The following is a 16,690-nucleotide window of genomic DNA, read 5'->3' on the forward strand; positions in this document are numbered from 1 at the left end:
CCCAATCCAATGAACGACATCACCCCCGCCGCGAAACTCGACCTGCCGGAGCAGCCGAAGCTGGCCAACAAGGTGCGTTTCGTCACCGCCGCCTCGCTGTTCGACGGCCATGACGCCTCGATCAACATCATGCGCCGCATCCTGCAGTCGAATGGCGCCGAAGTGATCCACCTCGGCCACAACCGCTCGGTCGACGAAGTCGTCACCGCGGCCCTGGCCGAAGACGTGCAAGGCATCGCCATTTCGAGCTACCAGGGCGGCCACGTCGAATACTTCAAGTACATGATCGACCTGCTGCGCCAGCGCGGCGGCGCCCACATCAAGGTGTTCGGCGGCGGCGGCGGCGTGATCGTCCCGAGCGAGATCGAAGAACTGCACGCCTATGGCGTCACCCGCATCTTCAGCCCGGAAGACGGCCAGCGCATGGGCCTGGTCGGCATGATCCGCTCGATGCTGGAAAGCTGCGACGTCGACCTGTCGTCCTACGCCCCGACCTCGATCGACGCCTTGCAACAGGGCGACATCGCCGCGCGCCATCGCCCGCTGGCCCAGCTGATCACCGCGCTGGAGAACGGCAAGGCCGACGAAGGCCTGCGCAAGCAGATCGTCGAAGCCGCCGACAGCGTCAAGGCGCCGGTCCTCGGCATCACCGGCACCGGCGGCGCGGGCAAATCCTCGCTGACCGATGAACTGATCCGCCGCATCCGCCTGGACCAGGGCGACCGCCTGAACATCGCCGTCATCTCGATCGACCCGTCGCGCCGCAAGTCGGGCGGCGCCCTGCTGGGCGACCGCATCCGCATGAACGCGATCAATCCCTGGAACGGCCAGGCGCGCGTGTTCATGCGCTCGCTCGCTACCCGCGAAGCCGGTTCCGAGATCTCGCAAGCGCTCCCTAGCGTGATCGCCGCCTGCAAGGTGACCGGCTTCGACCTGGTGATCGTCGAGACCTCGGGCATCGGCCAGGGCGACGCCGCCATCGTGCCGCACGTCGACACTTCGATGTATGTGATGACCCCGGAATTCGGCGCCGCCTCGCAGCTCGAGAAGATCGACATGCTCGACTTCGCCGACTTCATCGCCATTAATAAATTCGACCGCAAGGGCGCCCAGGACGCGCTGCGCGACGTCTCCAAACAGTACCAGCGCAACCGCGAACTGTGGAGCCGCCAGCCGGACGAGATGCCGGTGTACGGCACCCAGGCATCGCGCTTCAACGACGATGGCGTCACCGCCCTGTACCACGGCCTGCTGCCGAAACTGGCCGAGCTGGGACTGCAGGTGGAGGCAAGCCGCCTGGCCGCGCCATCGCAAAAATACTCGAGCGGCAAGAACGTGATCGTCCCGCCGGCGCGCGCCCGTTACCTGGCCGAGATCGCCGATACCGTGCGCGGCTATCACCGCAACGTCAAGAAGCAGGTGCAACTGGCGCGCGAGCGCCAGCAGCTGAGCGAAACCAAGCGCATGCTGGCTGCCGCCAATCGTGAGGTAGTCCTGGACGACCTGATCACCGAGCGTGACAACGCCATGGAAGGCAGCGCCAAGAAGCTGCTGGCCATGTGGCCGGACATGCAGGCCGCCTATGCGGGCGACGACTACGTCGTCAAAATCCGCGACAAGGAAATCCGTACCCGGCTGGTAGCCAAGACCCTGTCGGGCAACCCGATCCGCAAGGTCGCGCTGCCGAAGTTCGAAGACCACGGCGAAGTCCTGCGCTTCCTGATGCTGGAAAACGTGCCGGGCTCCTTCCCCTACACCGCCGGCGTGTTCGCCTTCAAGCGCGAAGGCGAAGACCCGACCCGCATGTTTGCGGGCGAAGGCGACGCCTTCCGCACCAACAAGCGCTTCAAGCTGGTCTCGACCGGCATGGACGCCAAGCGCCTGTCGACCGCCTTCGACTCGGTGACCCTGTACGGCGCCGACCCCGCGCTGCGTCCGGACATCTACGGCAAGGTCGGCAACTCGGGCGTGTCGATCGCGACCCTGGACGACATGAAGGTGCTGTATGACGGCTTCGACCTGTGCAGCCCGTCGACCTCGGTCTCGATGACCATCAACGGCCCGGCCCCGACCATCCTGGCGATGTTCATGAACACCGCCATCGACCAGCAGATCGACAAGTTCGTGGCGGACAACCATCGCCAGCCGACCGACGACGAAGCGCAGAAGATCAAGGACTGGGTCCTGATGAACGTGCGCGGCACCGTGCAGGCCGACATCCTGAAGGAAGACCAGGGCCAGAACACCTGCATCTTCTCGACCGAGTTCTCGCTGAAGGTGATGGGCGACATCCAGGAATACTTCGTCCACCACCAGGTGCGCAATTTCTACTCGGTGTCGATCTCGGGCTACCACATCGCCGAAGCGGGCGCGAACCCGATCTCGCAGCTGGCCTTCACGCTGTCGAACGGTTTCACGTTTGTCGAAGCGTATCTCGCGCGCGGCATGCACATCGACGATTTCGCGCCGAACCTGTCCTTCTTCTTCTCGAACGGCATGGACCCGGAATACACGGTGCTGGGCCGCGTGGCGCGCCGCATCTGGGCGGTCGCGATGCGCGACAAGTACGGTGCCAACGAGCGCAGCCAGAAGCTGAAGTACCACATCCAGACCTCGGGCCGCTCGCTGCACGCGCAGGAGATCGACTTCAACGACATCCGCACCACGCTGCAGGCGCTGATCGCGATCTACGACAACTGCAACTCGCTGCACACCAATGCGTATGACGAAGCGATCACCACCCCGACCGACGAATCGGTCCGCCGCGCACTGGCGATCCAGCTGATCATCAACCGCGAATGGGGCCTGGCGAAGAACGAGAACCCGAACCAGGGCGCGTTCATCATCGACGAGCTGACCGACCTGGTCGAAGAGCAGGTGATGCAGGAGTTCGAGCGCATCGCCGAGCGCGGCGGCGTGCTGGGCGCGATGGAAACCGGCTACCAGCGCGGCAAGATCCAGGAAGAGTCGATGCTGTACGAGCACAAGAAGCACGACGGCTCGCTGCCGATCATCGGCGTGAACACCTTCCGCAACCCGAACGGCGCCGGCGCCCCGGCGACGATCGAGCTGGCGCGTTCGACCGACGACGAAAAGCAGTCGCAGCTGACTCGCCTGGAAGCCTTCCACGCTCGCAATGCCGACAAGGCCCCTAGCGCCCTGGCCGCGCTGCAGCAGGCCGCGATCGACAACGAGAATGTGTTCGCCAAGCTGATGGACGCCGTGCGCGTCTGCTCGCTGGGCCAGATCACGACCGCGCTGTTCGAAGTGGGCGGGCAGTATCGCCGCAATATGTAAGACCCTTCGCCGCCCACGCCCGTGGGCGGCGCACGGTGAGCGTTGGTATCAAGCGAAACTCACCGCATACACCGGCGGCAGCGTGGTGGACAAGGTCCGCCAGCTGTCGCCGCCGTTTTCCGAGATCCACACCCCGCCCGTCGTCGACCCCATCAGGAGGGTATGGCCGTCGCTGCTCACTGCCAGCCCGTGGCGGTACACCAGGTCGTAGCAATGCTCCTGCGGCAGGCCGTGGCGCAGCACCTCGAAGCTCTTGCCGCCGTCGCGTGTGCGCAGCACCGCCATGGCGGCGCCGGCCGGGATGCGGCGCTGGTCCGCCTCCAGCGGCACGAACCAGGCGGTATTGCCGTCGGTCGGGTGGGCCGCCACCGCGAAGCCGAAGCGCGATAGCGGCGCCGCCGTGATCTCCTGCCAGCGCCGTCCGCCATCCTGCGAGCGCCACATGCCGTTGTGGTGCTGGCACCAGAGCACGTCCGGCTGGCCGGGACAGCGCACGATGCGGTGCGGATCCTGGATTTCCTCGTTCTCGTTCATCTCGGGCGGCATGTAGTCGGCGCGCATGCCGGTCGAACTGACGCTCCAGCTGGCGCCGCCGTCCTCGCTGCGCCAGGCGCCGCCGCAGGAGACGCCGACCAGCAGCTGCCCGGCGTCGCGCGGGTCGACGCTGATGCTGTGGATGCCGGGCACGTCGTAACCGCCCCCGAACCAGTTGGCGCGCTGCGGCACGTCCCACAGCGGGCGCACCAGTTGCCAGGTGTCGCCATGGTCGCGCGAGACGAACAGGCCGCCGGGCAGCGTGCCCGCCCACAGCAGGCCGGGCTGGCCGGCATGGCCCGCCTCCAGCGCCCAGATCATGCGGTTGTTCCAGTCGGTCTTGTCTTCGCTATCCTCCGGCTTGGGCGGGTAGCTTGGTGCGGGCAGCTCGGTCCACGTCTCGCTGCCTCCGCGGCGGCGGTGCAGCTTGACCCCGAAATGGCCCAGGTTCAGGGCCGCATACAGGCTGCCGTCGCGCGGGTCCGGCAGCGCCATCGACACCGGCTCGCCCAGGAAATGGACCGGACCGAAGTCCCAGCGGCCCTCTTCCTTGCGCAGTTCGAACAGGCCCTTGCGGGTCGACAGGTAAGCACGCTCGCTCATGTTCAGCCTCCGGAAAGGGCCTGCAGCACGTAGACCTGGCTGCCAGGCTGCAAGGGGTCGTCCAGGCGCGCCGGATCATGGCAGCGCCGGCCGTCGATAAAGATAGTCACGTTGGCGCGCAGCCGGCCCTGGTCGTCGAGCACGTAGCCGCGCAGCAGCGGATTGATGGCGAAGGCATCTTCCAGGGCGGCGCGCAGTGCGCCTGCCGAGGTCTCGATCTGGGGCACGCTGGTAAAGCGCGCCAGTTGCTGGGTGAAGAACAGCCGTGCCATCGCCTGCGCCCATCATTTCTTATGTGAAATGTCATTCTATGCCTGCCTGGCCGGCGCCGCATCTGTCCAATTCCGTGGGTCCTGCATCCGCGGCTGGCCTAGAATGGACTGGACAACCATCCATGGAGTTCATGTATGCCGATCCAGCCCGAGCAACTTGCCGCCCTGATGGCCGAAGTCGAACAGGAAGATCCGATCGACTTCGCCGACCTCCCTTTTCCTGAAGACGAGCTGCGCACCCTGGTGGCCAGCCACCTGTGCGAAATGGCGGCCGCCATGGAAAACTTCAGCACCGAAGACCGCCTGATGACCCTGCTGGCGGTGTCGGCCAAGCTGGTGCTCGAAAACCTGGTGTTGCACGTTCAATTGCTGCGCCGGCATGGCCTTCCCGTGGGCGACAACGTCGAGGAATTGCTGGGCCGCTTGCGCAAAGGCAACGCGCCAGAATAGGGCTTGTACCACCCGTCCAACAGTAAATTTTTTGAGAGCAACAATCAGGAAAATTTTGCAACAATGTATCATCCATGTTGCGTTGGCACAGGATTCCATCATGTATTATTGTTGTCGAGTTAATTCTTCGCACCAACATGCGAACGCCAGACAACCCACAAGGAATTCCTATGCCGCGCCACGCCTCCAAGCTCAAGCTTTCCGCCGCACTTCTTTCCAGCGCCTTCCTGATGGCGGGTTTGTCCGCCTGCAGCAATAACCAGTCGACCGAAACACTGCTGGCGGAAGCCAAGCAGTATCAGCAAAAGGGCGACCTCAAGGCGGCGATGATCCAGCTGAAGAACGCGGTGGCCAAGAGCCCGGAGGACGCCGAAGCGCGCATCCAGCTGGGCATGCTGCACCTGGAAACGGGCGACGCCGTGTCGGCGGACAAGGAACTGCGCAAGGCCCGTTCCCTCGGCGCCGAGGCCGGCCGTGTCCTGCCCTTGCTGGGCAAGGCCAACATGCTGCAGGGCCGTGCCAAGGAATTGCTGGACGACATTTCTGCCGACCAGGCCAAAGGCTCGGCGCCGCTGCTGTCCCTGCGTGGCGACGCCCTGCTGGTGACCGGCAAGCCGGACGAAGCCAAGGCCGCCTTCGAGGCCGCGCTGGCCATCGATCCGAACCTGGGCAGCGCCTACCTCGGCCTGGCGCGCCATGCGATGCTGAACGATGACCGCGCAGGCGCGGAGCGCCTGCTGGCCGAGGCGCTGGCCAAGGACCTGAAGAACCCGGACGTCTGGATGGCGCAAGGCAGCATGCTGCGCATGAACAACAAGGCCGACGAGGCCGTGGCCGCGTATGACGAAGCCCTCAAGCTCAAGCCGAACCACCGCGATGCCTTTATCGAGAAGGCCTACGTCGAAATCGGCCGCGGCAAGTTCCCGGCCGCCAAGCTGGCCGTGGAAGGCGCCGAGAAAGCGGCGCCGGGCAACCTGTTGGTGGTCTACGTGCGCGCCCTGTACGAGTTCTCGCAAGGTAAATATGCCGTAGCCCAGGAATCGCTGCAAAAGATCCTGAAAGTGGCGCCGGACCACATGCCGACCCTGCTGCTGGCCGGTGCCTCCGAGATGAACCTCGGCGCGGTGAATCAGGCTGAACAGCACCTGCGCAAGTATCTCGAGAGCAATCCGAACAATGTCTATGCGCGCAAGTTGCTGGCCCAGACCCTGCTCAAGAGCAGCCAGCCGGCCGATGCGGCTGCGGCGCTGGCGCCGGCACTGAAGGACGGAACCCAGGATGCGCAGCTGCTGGCCCTGGCCGGCCAGTCCTACATGCAGGTGCGTGACTTCAGCAAGGCCAGCGGTTACCTGGAAAAGGCGGCCGAACTGGCGCCCAAGGCGGCCGGCGTGCGCACCTCGCTCGGCATCTCGAAACTGGCGCAGGGTGACCAGGCACGTGGCCTGAAGGAACTGGAACTGGCCACTACGCTCGATCCCAAGTCGGCCGAAGCCAATGTCGCCCTGATCCAGACGCACATGGGCCTGAAACAGTTCGACAAGGCCTTGCAGGCGGTCGCCAGCCTCGAGAAGCAGCAGCCGGACAGCCCGCAGGTGCAGAACCTGAAAGGCCAGGTCTATCTGGCCAAGGGCGACGTCGCGGGCGCACGCGCCGCCTGGGACAAGGCGGTGGCGCTGCAGCCGGCCTTCCTGCCTGCGACCGCCAACCTGGCACGCCTGGACATGCAGGCGAAGCAGCCCGACGCGGCCAAGGGCCGCTTCCTGAAAGTGCTGGAGAAGGACAAGAACAATGTCGACGCGATGACGGCGCTGGCCGAACTGGCCCTGGTGCAGAACCGTCCCGACGAGGTCACGAGCTGGCTCGAGAAGGCCAGCAACGCCAATCCGGAAGCGGTGGCGCCGGCCCTGAACCTGGGCATGCACTACATCCGTACCAATCAGGCGCAGAAGGCCCTGACCCTGGCGCGCAAGCTGCAACCCGCCAACCCGACGCATGGCGGCCTGCTCGAAATGATGGGCCAGGCGCAGATGGCGACCAAGGACACGGCAGGCGCCCTCGAAACCTATGGCAAGCTGGTGAACGTCATGCCGAAGTCACCTCTAGCCCAGGTGCGCCTCGCCAGCGTATATGCCGCCATGAAGAATGAAGCATCGGCCGCTTCCCATCTGAAGCGCGCCGTCGAGATGCAGCCAAACTTCGTCCCGGCACGCATTGCTCAGGTCGACATGGCGATCCGCGCCGGCCGCCACGATGAAGCCTTGCAAGTAGTGCGCGAGTTGCAGCGCGTAGATCCCAAGACTCCCCTCGGCTTTATGCTCGAGGGCGACCTGATGCTGGCACAGCGCAAGCCAGCAGAGGCGGTAAGCGCCTACGAAAAGGCGCACGCGCTGGCGCCGACATCGGAACTGTTTGCCAAGACGCTGCAGGCACTGGGCATGGCGGGCCGAAGCAAGGAGGTCAAGGCGCGCGGCACACAGTGGCTGAACCAGCATCCGAACGACGTGCCTGTCGCCCTGCTGGTGGCGGAATCGAACCTGGCCAGCAAGGAGTACAAGCCGGCGATTACAGTGCTGGAACGCGCAATTAAATCGGCGCCGAACAATCCGCTGGTGCTCAATAACCTGGCCTGGGCCTATCAGCAGGAAAAAGATCCACGCGCACTGGCGATGGCCGAACAAGCCTATAAACTGGCAGGCAACCATCCCGGCGTAATGGATACCCTCGGCTGGCTGCTGGTGGAACAGGGAGACACCGCGCGCGCACTGCCACTGCTGCAGAAGGCTGTCGAGAAAGCGCCGAATGCACCGGAAATCCGTTATCACCTGGCGGTTGCCCTGCATAAATCGGGCGACAAGCAGGGAGCACGCAAGGAAATCGACAAGGCGCTCGCCCAGAATGCGCCTTTCAGTGAAATTGATGCCGCGCGCGCATTGCTCAAGACCCTGTAAGTTTGATAATATATTGATATCAAACTGGTTTCGGTTCCGCTGCGCCGGTGGTGCTGCGGAATCGCCCCGATCGACGGAAAACGGGGCAGATTCAACATAAGCCACGCCTCGATGCAAGGACGTGGCACGCCAACCATCTCGGGCTTTCCTGAACCATCGCATGCCTGCATTCGGCATGGGATGGCGCTGTCCTGTTCCTCATCGGCCCAGGTTTCATTGGCTGCTTCCCTAGCGAACGCGCGATATATGTCAGTCGCGATACTATGGCAGCCTCTACTTTCGAGGATGTTTTATCGTGAATGACGATTCGTACGGAATTCGTCTACCGGATACTGCTGAGGGCCGAAATTCGGCCAGCATGCTCGTGAAGCGCATGTATGCCCGTCGCGGGTATAGCGGTTCGCGTCATGTCCTCGATGAGCATAATCGTGTGACGCTGACTGCCACCGACAAGGGTGAGGTGGTGGGCACGGTGACCATTGGCATCGATTCGGAACTCGGCCTGATGGCCGACGAGTTGTTCAAGGACATTCTTGACGAGCATCGGGCGCGTGGCGCACGGCTGTGTGAATGTACAAAGCTGGCGTTTGACCTCTCGGAGCGCTCCCGAGTTCCCCTGGCCAACGTATTTCATCTGGCACTCATTTACGCCCGCGACCTGTACGACTGCACCGACGTCGTTATCGAAATCAACCCGCGCCATCGCCGCTTCTATGAGCGCATGCTCGGTTTCCGCCAGCAAGGGGAATTGAAAATCAATCCGCGCGTGAATGCCCCGGCCTACCTGATGCACCTGAGCCTCGATTACGTGAGCGAACAGGTCGAGCGCCTGGGCGGAACCTTCGATACCCCCGCCGGCAGCGCGGAGCGCTCGCTCTACCCGTATTTCTTTTCCCCCCGCGAGGAACGCGGTATCATCAACCGCCTGTTGCGCATGGATGAGCACCACATTTCCTCATAGCGCAATATAGCGGTACCTGTATCGATAAGGCCGATGACGCGCATGCGCGGCAGCGGCGCTTTACGTCAACTATTCCCATCCATGATGAAAAATCCGTTTCGCTACGAGCAGGCTTTTGCGCGCAATATTGGCTGGATCACTCCGGAAGAACAACAACGGTTGCGCAACAAGCGTGTGGCGATTGCCGGTATCGGCGGTGTCGGCGGGGTCCACCTGCTGACATTGACGCGTCTCGGTATTTCCAGATTCAATATCGCCGATTTCGACCGCTTCGATATCCCGAATTTCAACCGCCAGGTGGGCGCGATGATGTCCACGCTGGGCCAGCCGAAAGCCGAAGTCCTGGAGCGCATGGCGCGCGACATCAATCCTGAAGTCGAGATCCGGGTATTTTCGGACGGCGTCGACGCGGGCAATCTCGACGATTTCCTGGGAGATGCCGACCTGTACGTCGACGGCCTGGATTTCTTCGCCTTCGATGCGCGCCGCCAGACCTTCGCAAGGTGCGCACAACTGGGCGTGCCCGCCACCACTGCGGCGCCGCTGGGCATGGGCGCCGCCTTGCTGAATTTCATGCCAGGCGGAATGACCTTCGAAGAGTATTTCCAATGGGGCGACTTGCCGGACATCGACAAGGCGATCCGTTTCGCCATCGGCCTGGCGCCGGCCGGGCTGCACCGGCCTTACCTCGTGATGCCGGAAGCGGTGAATTTCGACGATCAGCGCGGCCCATCGACCTTCATGGCCTGCCAGCTGTGCGCGGGCATCGTCGGGACTGAAGCGCTGAAGATCCTGCTCGGCCGCGGCAAGGTGCTGGCGGCGCCCTATGGCATGCAGTTCGACGCCTACCGTAACAAGCTCAAGCAGACTTGGCGCCCCGGCGGCAACAGCCATCCGATCCAGAAGCTGGCGATTGCAATCGGCAAGCGTCAGTTCGGAAAGCTGTCCAAGGACTGAACCACAAAAAAAATCCACTGCCGAGGCAGTGGATTTTTACTCCTGGATCCGGCAAGGCCGGATTCGACGAAGATTACTTGGCTTGCTTGCGACGCTTGGCAGCGGCGCTCAGACCCAGCAGGCCCAGGCCCAGCAGGCCCAGCGAGGTCGGTTCCGGCACACCGAACACCACGTCCAGCGAACCATTGATGGTCTGGGTGCCAGTCGGGGTAAAGTTGTTCAGCTGGCCCGCCTGGAAGGACAGGTTGTAGAACGGACGCGGATCGACGAAGAAGTTCAGGCCAGCTGCTTCCAGCGAGAAGGAGGTAGTCGAACCGAAGCTGCCGCAGTTGATGGCGCTCGGATCGCTGTTGCCGCAAGTTTCCAGGCTTGGATCCAGGGTGCCGACACCGCGCACGGCTTGGCCGCTGGCCAGCAGGAGGTCATCATCCACGCGGCCAGGCTGGAACTGGAAAGTGCCCGCGCCAGTTGCCGGCGGGGTGTAGTAAATGGTATTGAAACGGCTGATGGAGTCGTTGTTCTGGTCGAGGAACAGCTGGAAGCTGCCGGTACCCGGAGTGAAACGGAACGTGGTCACGCCAGCTGCGCTAGTCGAGAAACGGCCCGAAGCCTGGTAGGTTGCATACATGCCATACCGAGCGCCCAGGCCCGTATCGGCGCCCTGGTAAGGCGTGTTGCCGTCATTGGCGACAAATTGGCCGGCAACCCACAGCAGCGACACATTGAAGGTACCGTCCGGGTTGAACGTTGCAACTTCAGTATAGTTACCAGTGATTTTATCGGCGGTGAAACCATCGTCTGCGCGGGTACCACCTGGCGGCACGACAACGAAATCCGGGAGAACCGTAGCTGCTTGGGCGCCAGCGGTTGCGAACAGCGAGAGTGCAGCGGCTGCACCAGCAATCATCTTTTTCGACAACAGTGCCTTCATTTTGATCTCCTAAGTGGGTCTGAACTTACACAGGGTATATAGCAAAGACTGTGCCAGAACAATTTTTCCTTTTATTTCAGTCACTTAGAAAAAACTCTCAATTTTACTGTCGAGACATGTAAAGAAACCCGACAGTTAACACCAAGATATCAAAGGGGTTTACGTGCTATGACATTCCACGTATTGCCTGACTTGAACGCCGAGGCGATCTCGTAGCCCGCATCCAGCATCTTCTGGCAAATGTCTTCTTCCCGGAAAGGGCTGTACAAAATGCCCTTCTTGATGCCCCAGTCATTGATCTTTTGAGCCGCCCAGCGCAAGGGGGCAAACCCGCTCGGATACAGCAGCACATTGGCCGCCAGCGTTCCGCCCGGCTTGAGCACGCGCAGGATGTCGCGCAGCGCCCCATCGACGGTCGGGAAGCAATGGATCGAGTTGGCGATGTTGGCCGTATCGAAGTGGTTGCTCGGGAAAGGCAGGTCGGCGGCGTCGGCATGCTGCACCTTCACCTGGGGATCCTTGGCGAAGCGCTTCCTGGCGCCGGCCAGCATCGAAGGCGCGTAGTCGATGCCGACCACGTTCACCTTGGGCAGCTTGCGGCGGCGGCGCCAGTTGAGGATCATTTCCAGCAGGGTTCCGGTGCCGCAGGCGACCTCCAGGTGATCCGGGCCGAAATTGGGGCCGAAGAAGCGCATCTGGGTGCCGATCGTGCTGTTATAGGCGAAGGTGAGGATGAAGAAGCCGCGGATGTCGTACCACCACGGCTCGGATGAGTAGGCTTCGGCGATTTCATCACGGGTTTTACCGCTCGTCATGGGCATTCCTTGCTGTGAATGGTGAAAAGAAGAAAGTGAATATAGGAGGTTCTGCAGCAGGGAGCAAGCTGCAGATGCCTGACAGGAAGGATTTTTGTTCAACTACCCCACGCGGGGGGCAGGAATCAGCCAATGCGTTTCAGGCGCGCAATGATACCGGCCTCTTCGCGGGGCGAGAAAAAGTAGGGAAACAGGGAGCGGTCGCCAACCGCGTGGTCGCCCTTCCCCGCCACCTCGGCAATACGCTGGGTGCCGCGGGCGATATGCCCGCGCAACAGCACGGCCGGCGCGTCGACGCGCGGATTCGGCCGCGATTCGCATTCGACCCGGAAGTCGAGCATGACTTCATAGAAGCGGCGGTGGCGCGGATTCACTTCGATGAAGATGTCGCTGCACTGGTGCAAATCCCTGGCATAGATGAAGGCCACATGGAACAGGGAGGCCAGCACCGCCTTGGATTTGATCGTCGGATCGAAGGCGAGCTTGATGATCTCGCACACCTTGCCCTGGGCGCGGTAGGGATCGATATGATCCTGGAATACCTGGTCGGCAAGCAGGCCGACGTCCGAATCGAGGTTGAGGCTCAGCGTACCGATAACCCCATTCTTGTTCGACGCCGTCAGGGTAATCCGGTTGGGGTCCTCGCCGATATGGTGGTTGCCGCTATAGCCGCGCCACGCATACATCTTGCTGATGAGCATGCTGGCGGAACTGCGCTGCTCGTCGACGTCGGCGGCACGGATGCCGAACACGCTCTCGTTGATGGTGACGTCGACAATGCTGGGCGAGTACGCATCTGTCCCGTCGTCAGCAGGTGCAGGGCTGACGGGTTCTGTCGTTAAGGTGTCGAACATGTGTACTCTCCTGGCGGAATGGACGCGTCATGCCGCAGTCGGGACTGCCTCATATCATAGCACTCGAAATTCTAATTTAGCAACAAATTGTTTTAAAGAATTTTATCTACATCATATCGAACAGAATGCGCCTTCTCCACCCCCATGCTTGGGGCGACAGGAGATGGCCCAACATCTGGGTTCTGTACCGTTGGGAATTGATCACGCCGCCGCAGTAAGGCCGTGGGCTCAGTGCCCCTGCTGCTCTTGCTGGATGTCGTGATTCAGCTGACCGATCAGCTCGGAAGCCGCAGAGAGAATCTGGGCCGAGCCAAAGCCCGCCCGGTGCATTTCGCGAAAGAACGAACGCGCCAGTATCCTGGCGACCTGTTCAGGGTTACGGTAAGCCAGCCTTGCCGTTTCCGGCGGTGCCCCTTCCGTTTCCTGCAGCAGCGCCAGCTGGGCGAAGCGCGAGTCGAGCAGGTGTCGCAGGTGACGTACCTGCAGGTAGCCGCCCAGGGACGAGGCCAGGAGCTGGAGCAGGCACAATGCGGTTTCGTCGAAGGCTGCGGCGTCCTTGCCGTTGGCGGCATTGACCACCCCGACGATGCGCCCCTCGACACGGATCGGCGCACAGACGAGGCTGCTTCCGAGCTCCGTCCCGCGCCGTGCCAGCGCTGCGAATTCCGATTTCCGGATGTCCGCGACCAGCAATGCATTCCCGCTGGCCAGTACGCGGCCCGAAATGCCTTCGCCGCGCCGGATGGCCGCCTGCAGCGCGGCACCGGGCAAGGGACCATGATGGGCATGGATGCTCATGCACGGCTCGCCTTCCCCTTCGCTCCCCAGCAGCATGACCGAACAGCTTGCCGCGCCGATCACGCCGGCCGCGCGCCGGACCTGGTCCTGGAGGCTTGCCTGCTCCGGGCCTTGCGCCAGTGCCTGTTGCAGGGCTTGTAAACGGATCAGGGGAAGGGATACTGCCTGCATGCTTTCCTCGCGCAAGGATGAGTTGGTGATACCGATTTCAACATATTTCATTTATAGCATGCTATTGAAACCGGCCGTGTTATCACATTTGCTCTGCCCCGGCGGTGCGTGGTGAGATCAAGGCCTTGTGAAACAGGTGGCGCGCCAGCATCGGTAGCGGCATGCGCAGCCAGTTGCCGCGCAGGTAGAGCGCGCCCTGCGCCAGTGGGGTAAGGCGGTCGGCGCAGCTCGGGTGGAGCGGGACCAGGTTACGCAGGAAGATTCCGTCCATCAGGGCCAGCAGGGGTGCGGCAGGCCGGCCTGCCGCCGCGGCCTCGGCCAGCACCGACGCCGGCACCGGGGTCCCGAGCAGCCGGCTGCAATAGCGCAGCGCATAGAACAGCGGCCGCGCCAGCTGCAGCTGGACGGCGCGCGCCGCCAGTCCTTCCCAGAAGCCGGGCGCGGCGCCGGAGTGCAGCAGCAAGCGGTGCAGGTCGAGCAGGTCGCGCAGGCCATGGTCCGTTTCACCTTCGGAGAACAGGTGCACCGCACTGTGCAGCACCAGGTCGTGCGGCGCCAGCATCCACAGATGCTCGCTTCCGGGGATCGGCCGGGCCGCGGCACGCAGCAGTGCCGGATCCGGCCGCGCACGCGCGGTCTCCGGCAGGATGGCATGGTGCACGTCGATGGTACTGCCGCGCTCGACATGATCCATCGGCGGCAGTTCGTGCATCCATTCGCGGTAGTAGCGCTGGTCGTAGGGGTCCTGCTTTGCGCTGGCCCAGCCGTGCAGCATCAGCGCCGCCTCGACTTCGCCGATGCGCTCCTTCGGCACCAGGATGTCGACGTCGGAAAAGATGCGCCCCTGCGCCGGCGGCAGCCCGGCCAGGACATAGGCGGCCCCCTTCAGCAGGATCAACGGCAGGCCGAGGCTGGCCAGGGCGCGCCGGATCTGATCCACTTCGAAGCGCACGGCGCGCTGGTGCGCCTGCAGCACGACGCCGGCCCATTCCAGATGCCGGCGCGGGGCCGACGGCACCGACGCCAGGAGGCCTGCTTCGGCGAGGCTGGCTCCCAGGGTGGCGGCCAGGCCGGCATTCGCCGCCTGGCGCAGCAGCAGGTCCCAGTCGGCCAGGCCGAGTCCTTCGACCCGCGCCGGCTCGCGCAGGACCTCGACCAGCAAGGGCAGCGGCTTCATGAAGTGCCGCCTGCGAAACTGTCGAAAACGGCCATGGCATCGTCGAGCCGGCCGTAGCTGAACGTGTATCCGCTGCAGCCCTCGACCAGGCGTCCGAGGACGTCGAAACCCTGCCCTCCCAGCACCGCGTAATTGAAGGCGTTATCGACCATGCCTGTGAACAGGCGCGCCTTCGGCATCGGCACCAGGCTGGCCGGGGCGTCCGCTTCGTATCTGGGAAACACGACGTGGGTCGCACGCGCAGGTTCCGCAGCGGCGGCGACGCTGGCGCCCGGCGCCCGCATATGGGCGATCGTCCCCTTGGAAGTGCCATGGACCTCGGGGCCGAACAGAGCGTCCGGCGCATAGCTGCGCAGCACGCCGATCGACGCATTCTTGAGGCTGACCGGGCGCGCCAGCGGCAGCAGCGCCAGGTCCTGCGGGCTGACCAGGGTCAGCTCGTCCGACAACAGGCGCCAGCCGCGGCTGGCAAGGGCGGCGCACAGGGTGCTCTTGCCGGAACCCGGCGGCGCCGGCAGGATCACGGCGGCATTGCCGCGCTGGAGCACGGCGGCGTGGATGATCAGGTAGCCGTGCGCATGGTGCGATACGCACCAGTTCATCACCCATTCGAACATCGGCAAGGCCTGCTCCAGCGGCAGCGGCTGGAACGGCACCTGGCCGTCGCTGTCGAATCGCACCTGCGGACGGTACCAGCGGCGCAGGCCGCCCGAGCGGCGGAAGGCGAGCTGGAAGTCGGCAAAGCCGTCCTCGCCCTCGACGGGATAGTCGGCATACAGCAGCGCGATGGCATCGGCCAGGTGGGCGATGTCGGTATGGATACGGCTGCGGAAAGGGCCGGTGCGCAGCACCAGGCCGGGGCCGGACAGGGCAAGGCGGCGCAGCATTTCCCCGCGGCCGAGGCTGGCCAGCGTCAGCATGGACAGGATTCGATCAGGCTGAGCTGCGACATTTCATCGAGCAGGATATGCAGTTCGGCACCGACGCTCGCGTCGTCGATCTCGAATTCATCCAGCAGCCTGGATGCCAGTGCCGCCATGGATGCAGGACCTGGACGCAGCGCCTCGAGCACGCACAGCGCTGCCGGTCCGAGCAGGTGGGTCGCTCCGGACAGGTCGTTGTACAACACGGCCTCCTCGTCCCAGCAGCGGTAACGAAGCGACTGGCCCGCGATCAGACGCCACACCGCATGCGACAACTCGACCGGCAACATCCTTATGTGCGATCGCCCTTGTAAGTGGACTCGAGGTATTTCTTGGTAGTTTCAATATCCCAGAACACACCTCGTGCCGGCTCGTAATGACCGGAAGTCTGCAACTCACGCCACATTTGCTGCAAGCTGCGCTCCGACAGGAAGCCGATTTTTCCCGACTTGACGTTCAGGTAAGCTGCCGTCATATGCATGCCCAGGTTCGACTTGTCGAAATCGCGTTTGCTGAGCATGTTGATCAGCGTCGTCGCACCATATGTACTTGCTGTCCTGCCGGAACAGCTGAACACGTCGCCGAACAGCGTCTTGGTCGACACCGGCCAGCCCCCGTGGTTCTTCCAGTAGCCTGGCGACTTGCCCGCGCAAGCCACCGCGTCATCTGGAGTATTGCTGTTCAGGCCTGCGGAAAGGGCCGCCGATGCGGAAACGCATTTGAAATCGAGCGCATGGCTCCGGGTCGTCCACAGCACGCCGGCCGCACCGAGCCCGGCCTTCGCCAGGCGGCGCCGCGCCGCGCCCTGCGGGGTCATCGGAGCAGCCTCTGCAGGGCGCCCTGCTTGGTTTTCGGTGGACACGGTGTCTATCCTCACATTGATATGATTTGCCACGACGGCATGCGTTTCAGATAAGCAAAAAACATGCCGTGTTGCACTGCTTCCTAAAACTCGCTAAAAAACAGGAAGATAGGAGAACTGCTCATCGTTTAAGCATG

At 63.2% G+C, this 16,690-nt stretch carries 15 protein-coding genes; 5 read left to right on the top strand and 10 right to left on the bottom strand.

The genetic code is table 11. From position 1 onward, the window contains the following. Positions 1-9: 9 nt before the first annotated feature. Complete coding sequence (icmF, locus tag B2R83_RS18155) at positions 10-3,297, top strand: fused isobutyryl-CoA mutase/GTPase IcmF (protein ID WP_292044045.1); 3,288 nt, start codon at positions 10-12, stop codon at positions 3,295-3,297. 48 nt (positions 3,298-3,345) lie between these two features. Here icmF and B2R83_RS18160 read toward each other — a convergent pair whose 3' ends face one another. Then, positions 3,346-4,434 (bottom strand): WD40/YVTN/BNR-like repeat-containing protein, encoded by a 1,089-nt coding sequence (locus tag B2R83_RS18160; protein ID WP_292044046.1) that lies wholly within the window; start codon positions 4,432-4,434, stop codon positions 3,346-3,348. A gap of 2 nt (positions 4,435-4,436) precedes the next feature. Then, positions 4,437-4,706: a MoaD/ThiS family protein gene (locus B2R83_RS18165; RefSeq protein WP_292044047.1), complete on the bottom strand. Its 270-nt coding sequence runs from the start codon at positions 4,704-4,706 to the stop codon at positions 4,437-4,439. Between the two features lie 135 nt (positions 4,707-4,841). Here B2R83_RS18165 and B2R83_RS18170 point away from each other — a divergent pair, with 135 nt between their 5' ends. From B2R83_RS18170 to B2R83_RS18185, 4 genes are all read left to right on the top strand, one after another. Continuing rightward, positions 4,842-5,156 carry a hypothetical protein gene (locus B2R83_RS18170; protein ID WP_036213972.1) on the top strand — a complete coding sequence of 105 codons (315 nt, stop codon included), beginning with the start codon at positions 4,842-4,844 and terminating at the stop codon, positions 5,154-5,156. A 170-nt stretch (positions 5,157-5,326) separates the two neighbouring features. After that, on the top strand, positions 5,327-8,104 hold the full coding sequence (gene prsT / locus B2R83_RS18175) for an XrtA/PEP-CTERM system TPR-repeat protein PrsT (RefSeq protein WP_292044048.1): 2,778 nt from the start codon (positions 5,327-5,329) through the stop codon (positions 8,102-8,104). Positions 8,105-8,399: 295 nt separating this feature from the next. Continuing rightward, entirely contained in the window at positions 8,400-9,065 is a 666-nt protein-coding gene (locus B2R83_RS18180; protein WP_292044049.1) for an N-acyl amino acid synthase FeeM domain-containing protein, read from the top strand. An 84-nt stretch (positions 9,066-9,149) separates the two neighbouring features. Continuing rightward, entirely contained in the window at positions 9,150-10,022 is an 873-nt protein-coding gene (locus tag B2R83_RS18185) for a ThiF family adenylyltransferase (RefSeq protein ID WP_292044207.1), read from the top strand. Between the two features lie 73 nt (positions 10,023-10,095). Here B2R83_RS18185 and pepA read toward each other — a convergent pair whose 3' ends face one another. The 8 genes from pepA to B2R83_RS18225 form a co-directional block, all read right to left on the bottom strand. Beyond that, positions 10,096-10,953, bottom strand: a complete 858-nt coding sequence (gene pepA, locus B2R83_RS18190) for a flocculation-associated PEP-CTERM protein PepA (protein ID WP_292044050.1) — start codon at positions 10,951-10,953, stop codon at positions 10,096-10,098. Positions 10,954-11,102: 149 nt separating this feature from the next. Continuing rightward, complete coding sequence (locus tag B2R83_RS18195; RefSeq protein ID WP_292044051.1) at positions 11,103-11,768, bottom strand: class I SAM-dependent methyltransferase; 666 nt, start codon at positions 11,766-11,768, stop codon at positions 11,103-11,105. A gap of 125 nt (positions 11,769-11,893) precedes the next feature. Then, on the bottom strand, positions 11,894-12,622 hold the full coding sequence (locus B2R83_RS18200) for an N-acyl amino acid synthase FeeM domain-containing protein (protein ID WP_292044052.1): 729 nt from the start codon (positions 12,620-12,622) through the stop codon (positions 11,894-11,896). Positions 12,623-12,850: 228 nt separating this feature from the next. Beyond that, on the bottom strand, positions 12,851-13,606 hold the full coding sequence (locus B2R83_RS18205) for a GAF domain-containing protein (RefSeq protein WP_292044053.1): 756 nt from the start codon (positions 13,604-13,606) through the stop codon (positions 12,851-12,853). A gap of 67 nt (positions 13,607-13,673) precedes the next feature. Further along, positions 13,674-14,768 (bottom strand): nucleotidyltransferase domain-containing protein, encoded by a 1,095-nt coding sequence (locus tag B2R83_RS18210; protein WP_292044054.1) that lies wholly within the window; start codon positions 14,766-14,768, stop codon positions 13,674-13,676. Then, on the bottom strand, positions 14,765-15,688 hold the full coding sequence (locus B2R83_RS18215; protein ID WP_292044055.1) for an HprK-related kinase A: 924 nt from the start codon (positions 15,686-15,688) through the stop codon (positions 14,765-14,767). The genes B2R83_RS18210 and B2R83_RS18215 overlap by 4 nt, the downstream gene beginning before the upstream one ends. Then, positions 15,682-15,981, bottom strand: coding sequence for an HPr-rel-A system PqqD family peptide chaperone (locus tag B2R83_RS18220; RefSeq protein ID WP_292044056.1), 300 nt, complete (start codon positions 15,979-15,981; stop codon positions 15,682-15,684). Before B2R83_RS18220 ends, B2R83_RS18215 begins: the two co-directional genes overlap by 7 nt. A 2-nt stretch (positions 15,982-15,983) precedes the next feature. Next, complete coding sequence (locus B2R83_RS18225; protein WP_292044057.1) at positions 15,984-16,553, bottom strand: hypothetical protein; 570 nt, start codon at positions 16,551-16,553, stop codon at positions 15,984-15,986. Positions 16,554-16,690 lie beyond the last annotated feature (137 nt).

Origin of the sequence: Massilia sp. UBA6681 (genome assembly GCF_002454935.1) — a bacterium.
Taxonomy (GTDB): Bacteria; Pseudomonadota; Gammaproteobacteria; order Burkholderiales; family Burkholderiaceae_D; genus Telluria; species Telluria varians.

Bases quoted from the DNA above. Each gene is read 5' to 3' on its own strand.
- B2R83_RS18165 (WP_292044047.1), bottom strand. From the start codon at position 4,706: ATGGCACGGCTGTTCTTCACCCAGCAACTGGCGCGCTTTACCAGCGTG.
- B2R83_RS18195 (WP_292044051.1), bottom strand. From the start codon at position 11,768: ATGACGAGCGGTAAAACCCGTGATGAAATCGCCGAAGCCTACTCATCC.
- pepA (WP_292044050.1), bottom strand. From the start codon at position 10,953: ATGAAGGCACTGTTGTCGAAAAAGATGATTGCTGGTGCAGCCGCTGCA.
- B2R83_RS18185 (WP_292044207.1), top strand. From the start codon at position 9,150: ATGAAAAATCCGTTTCGCTACGAGCAGGCTTTTGCGCGCAATATTGGC.
- icmF (WP_292044045.1), top strand. From the start codon at position 10: ATGAACGACATCACCCCCGCCGCGAAACTCGACCTGCCGGAGCAGCCG.
- B2R83_RS18220 (WP_292044056.1), bottom strand. From the start codon at position 15,981: ATGTTGCCGGTCGAGTTGTCGCATGCGGTGTGGCGTCTGATCGCGGGC.
- B2R83_RS18160 (WP_292044046.1), bottom strand. From the start codon at position 4,434: ATGAGCGAGCGTGCTTACCTGTCGACCCGCAAGGGCCTGTTCGAACTG.
- prsT (WP_292044048.1), top strand. From the start codon at position 5,327: ATGCCGCGCCACGCCTCCAAGCTCAAGCTTTCCGCCGCACTTCTTTCC.
- B2R83_RS18215 (WP_292044055.1), bottom strand. From the start codon at position 15,688: ATGCTGACGCTGGCCAGCCTCGGCCGCGGGGAAATGCTGCGCCGCCTT.
- B2R83_RS18210 (WP_292044054.1), bottom strand. From the start codon at position 14,768: ATGAAGCCGCTGCCCTTGCTGGTCGAGGTCCTGCGCGAGCCGGCGCGG.
- B2R83_RS18200 (WP_292044052.1), bottom strand. From the start codon at position 12,622: ATGTTCGACACCTTAACGACAGAACCCGTCAGCCCTGCACCTGCTGAC.
- B2R83_RS18170 (WP_036213972.1), top strand. From the start codon at position 4,842: ATGCCGATCCAGCCCGAGCAACTTGCCGCCCTGATGGCCGAAGTCGAA.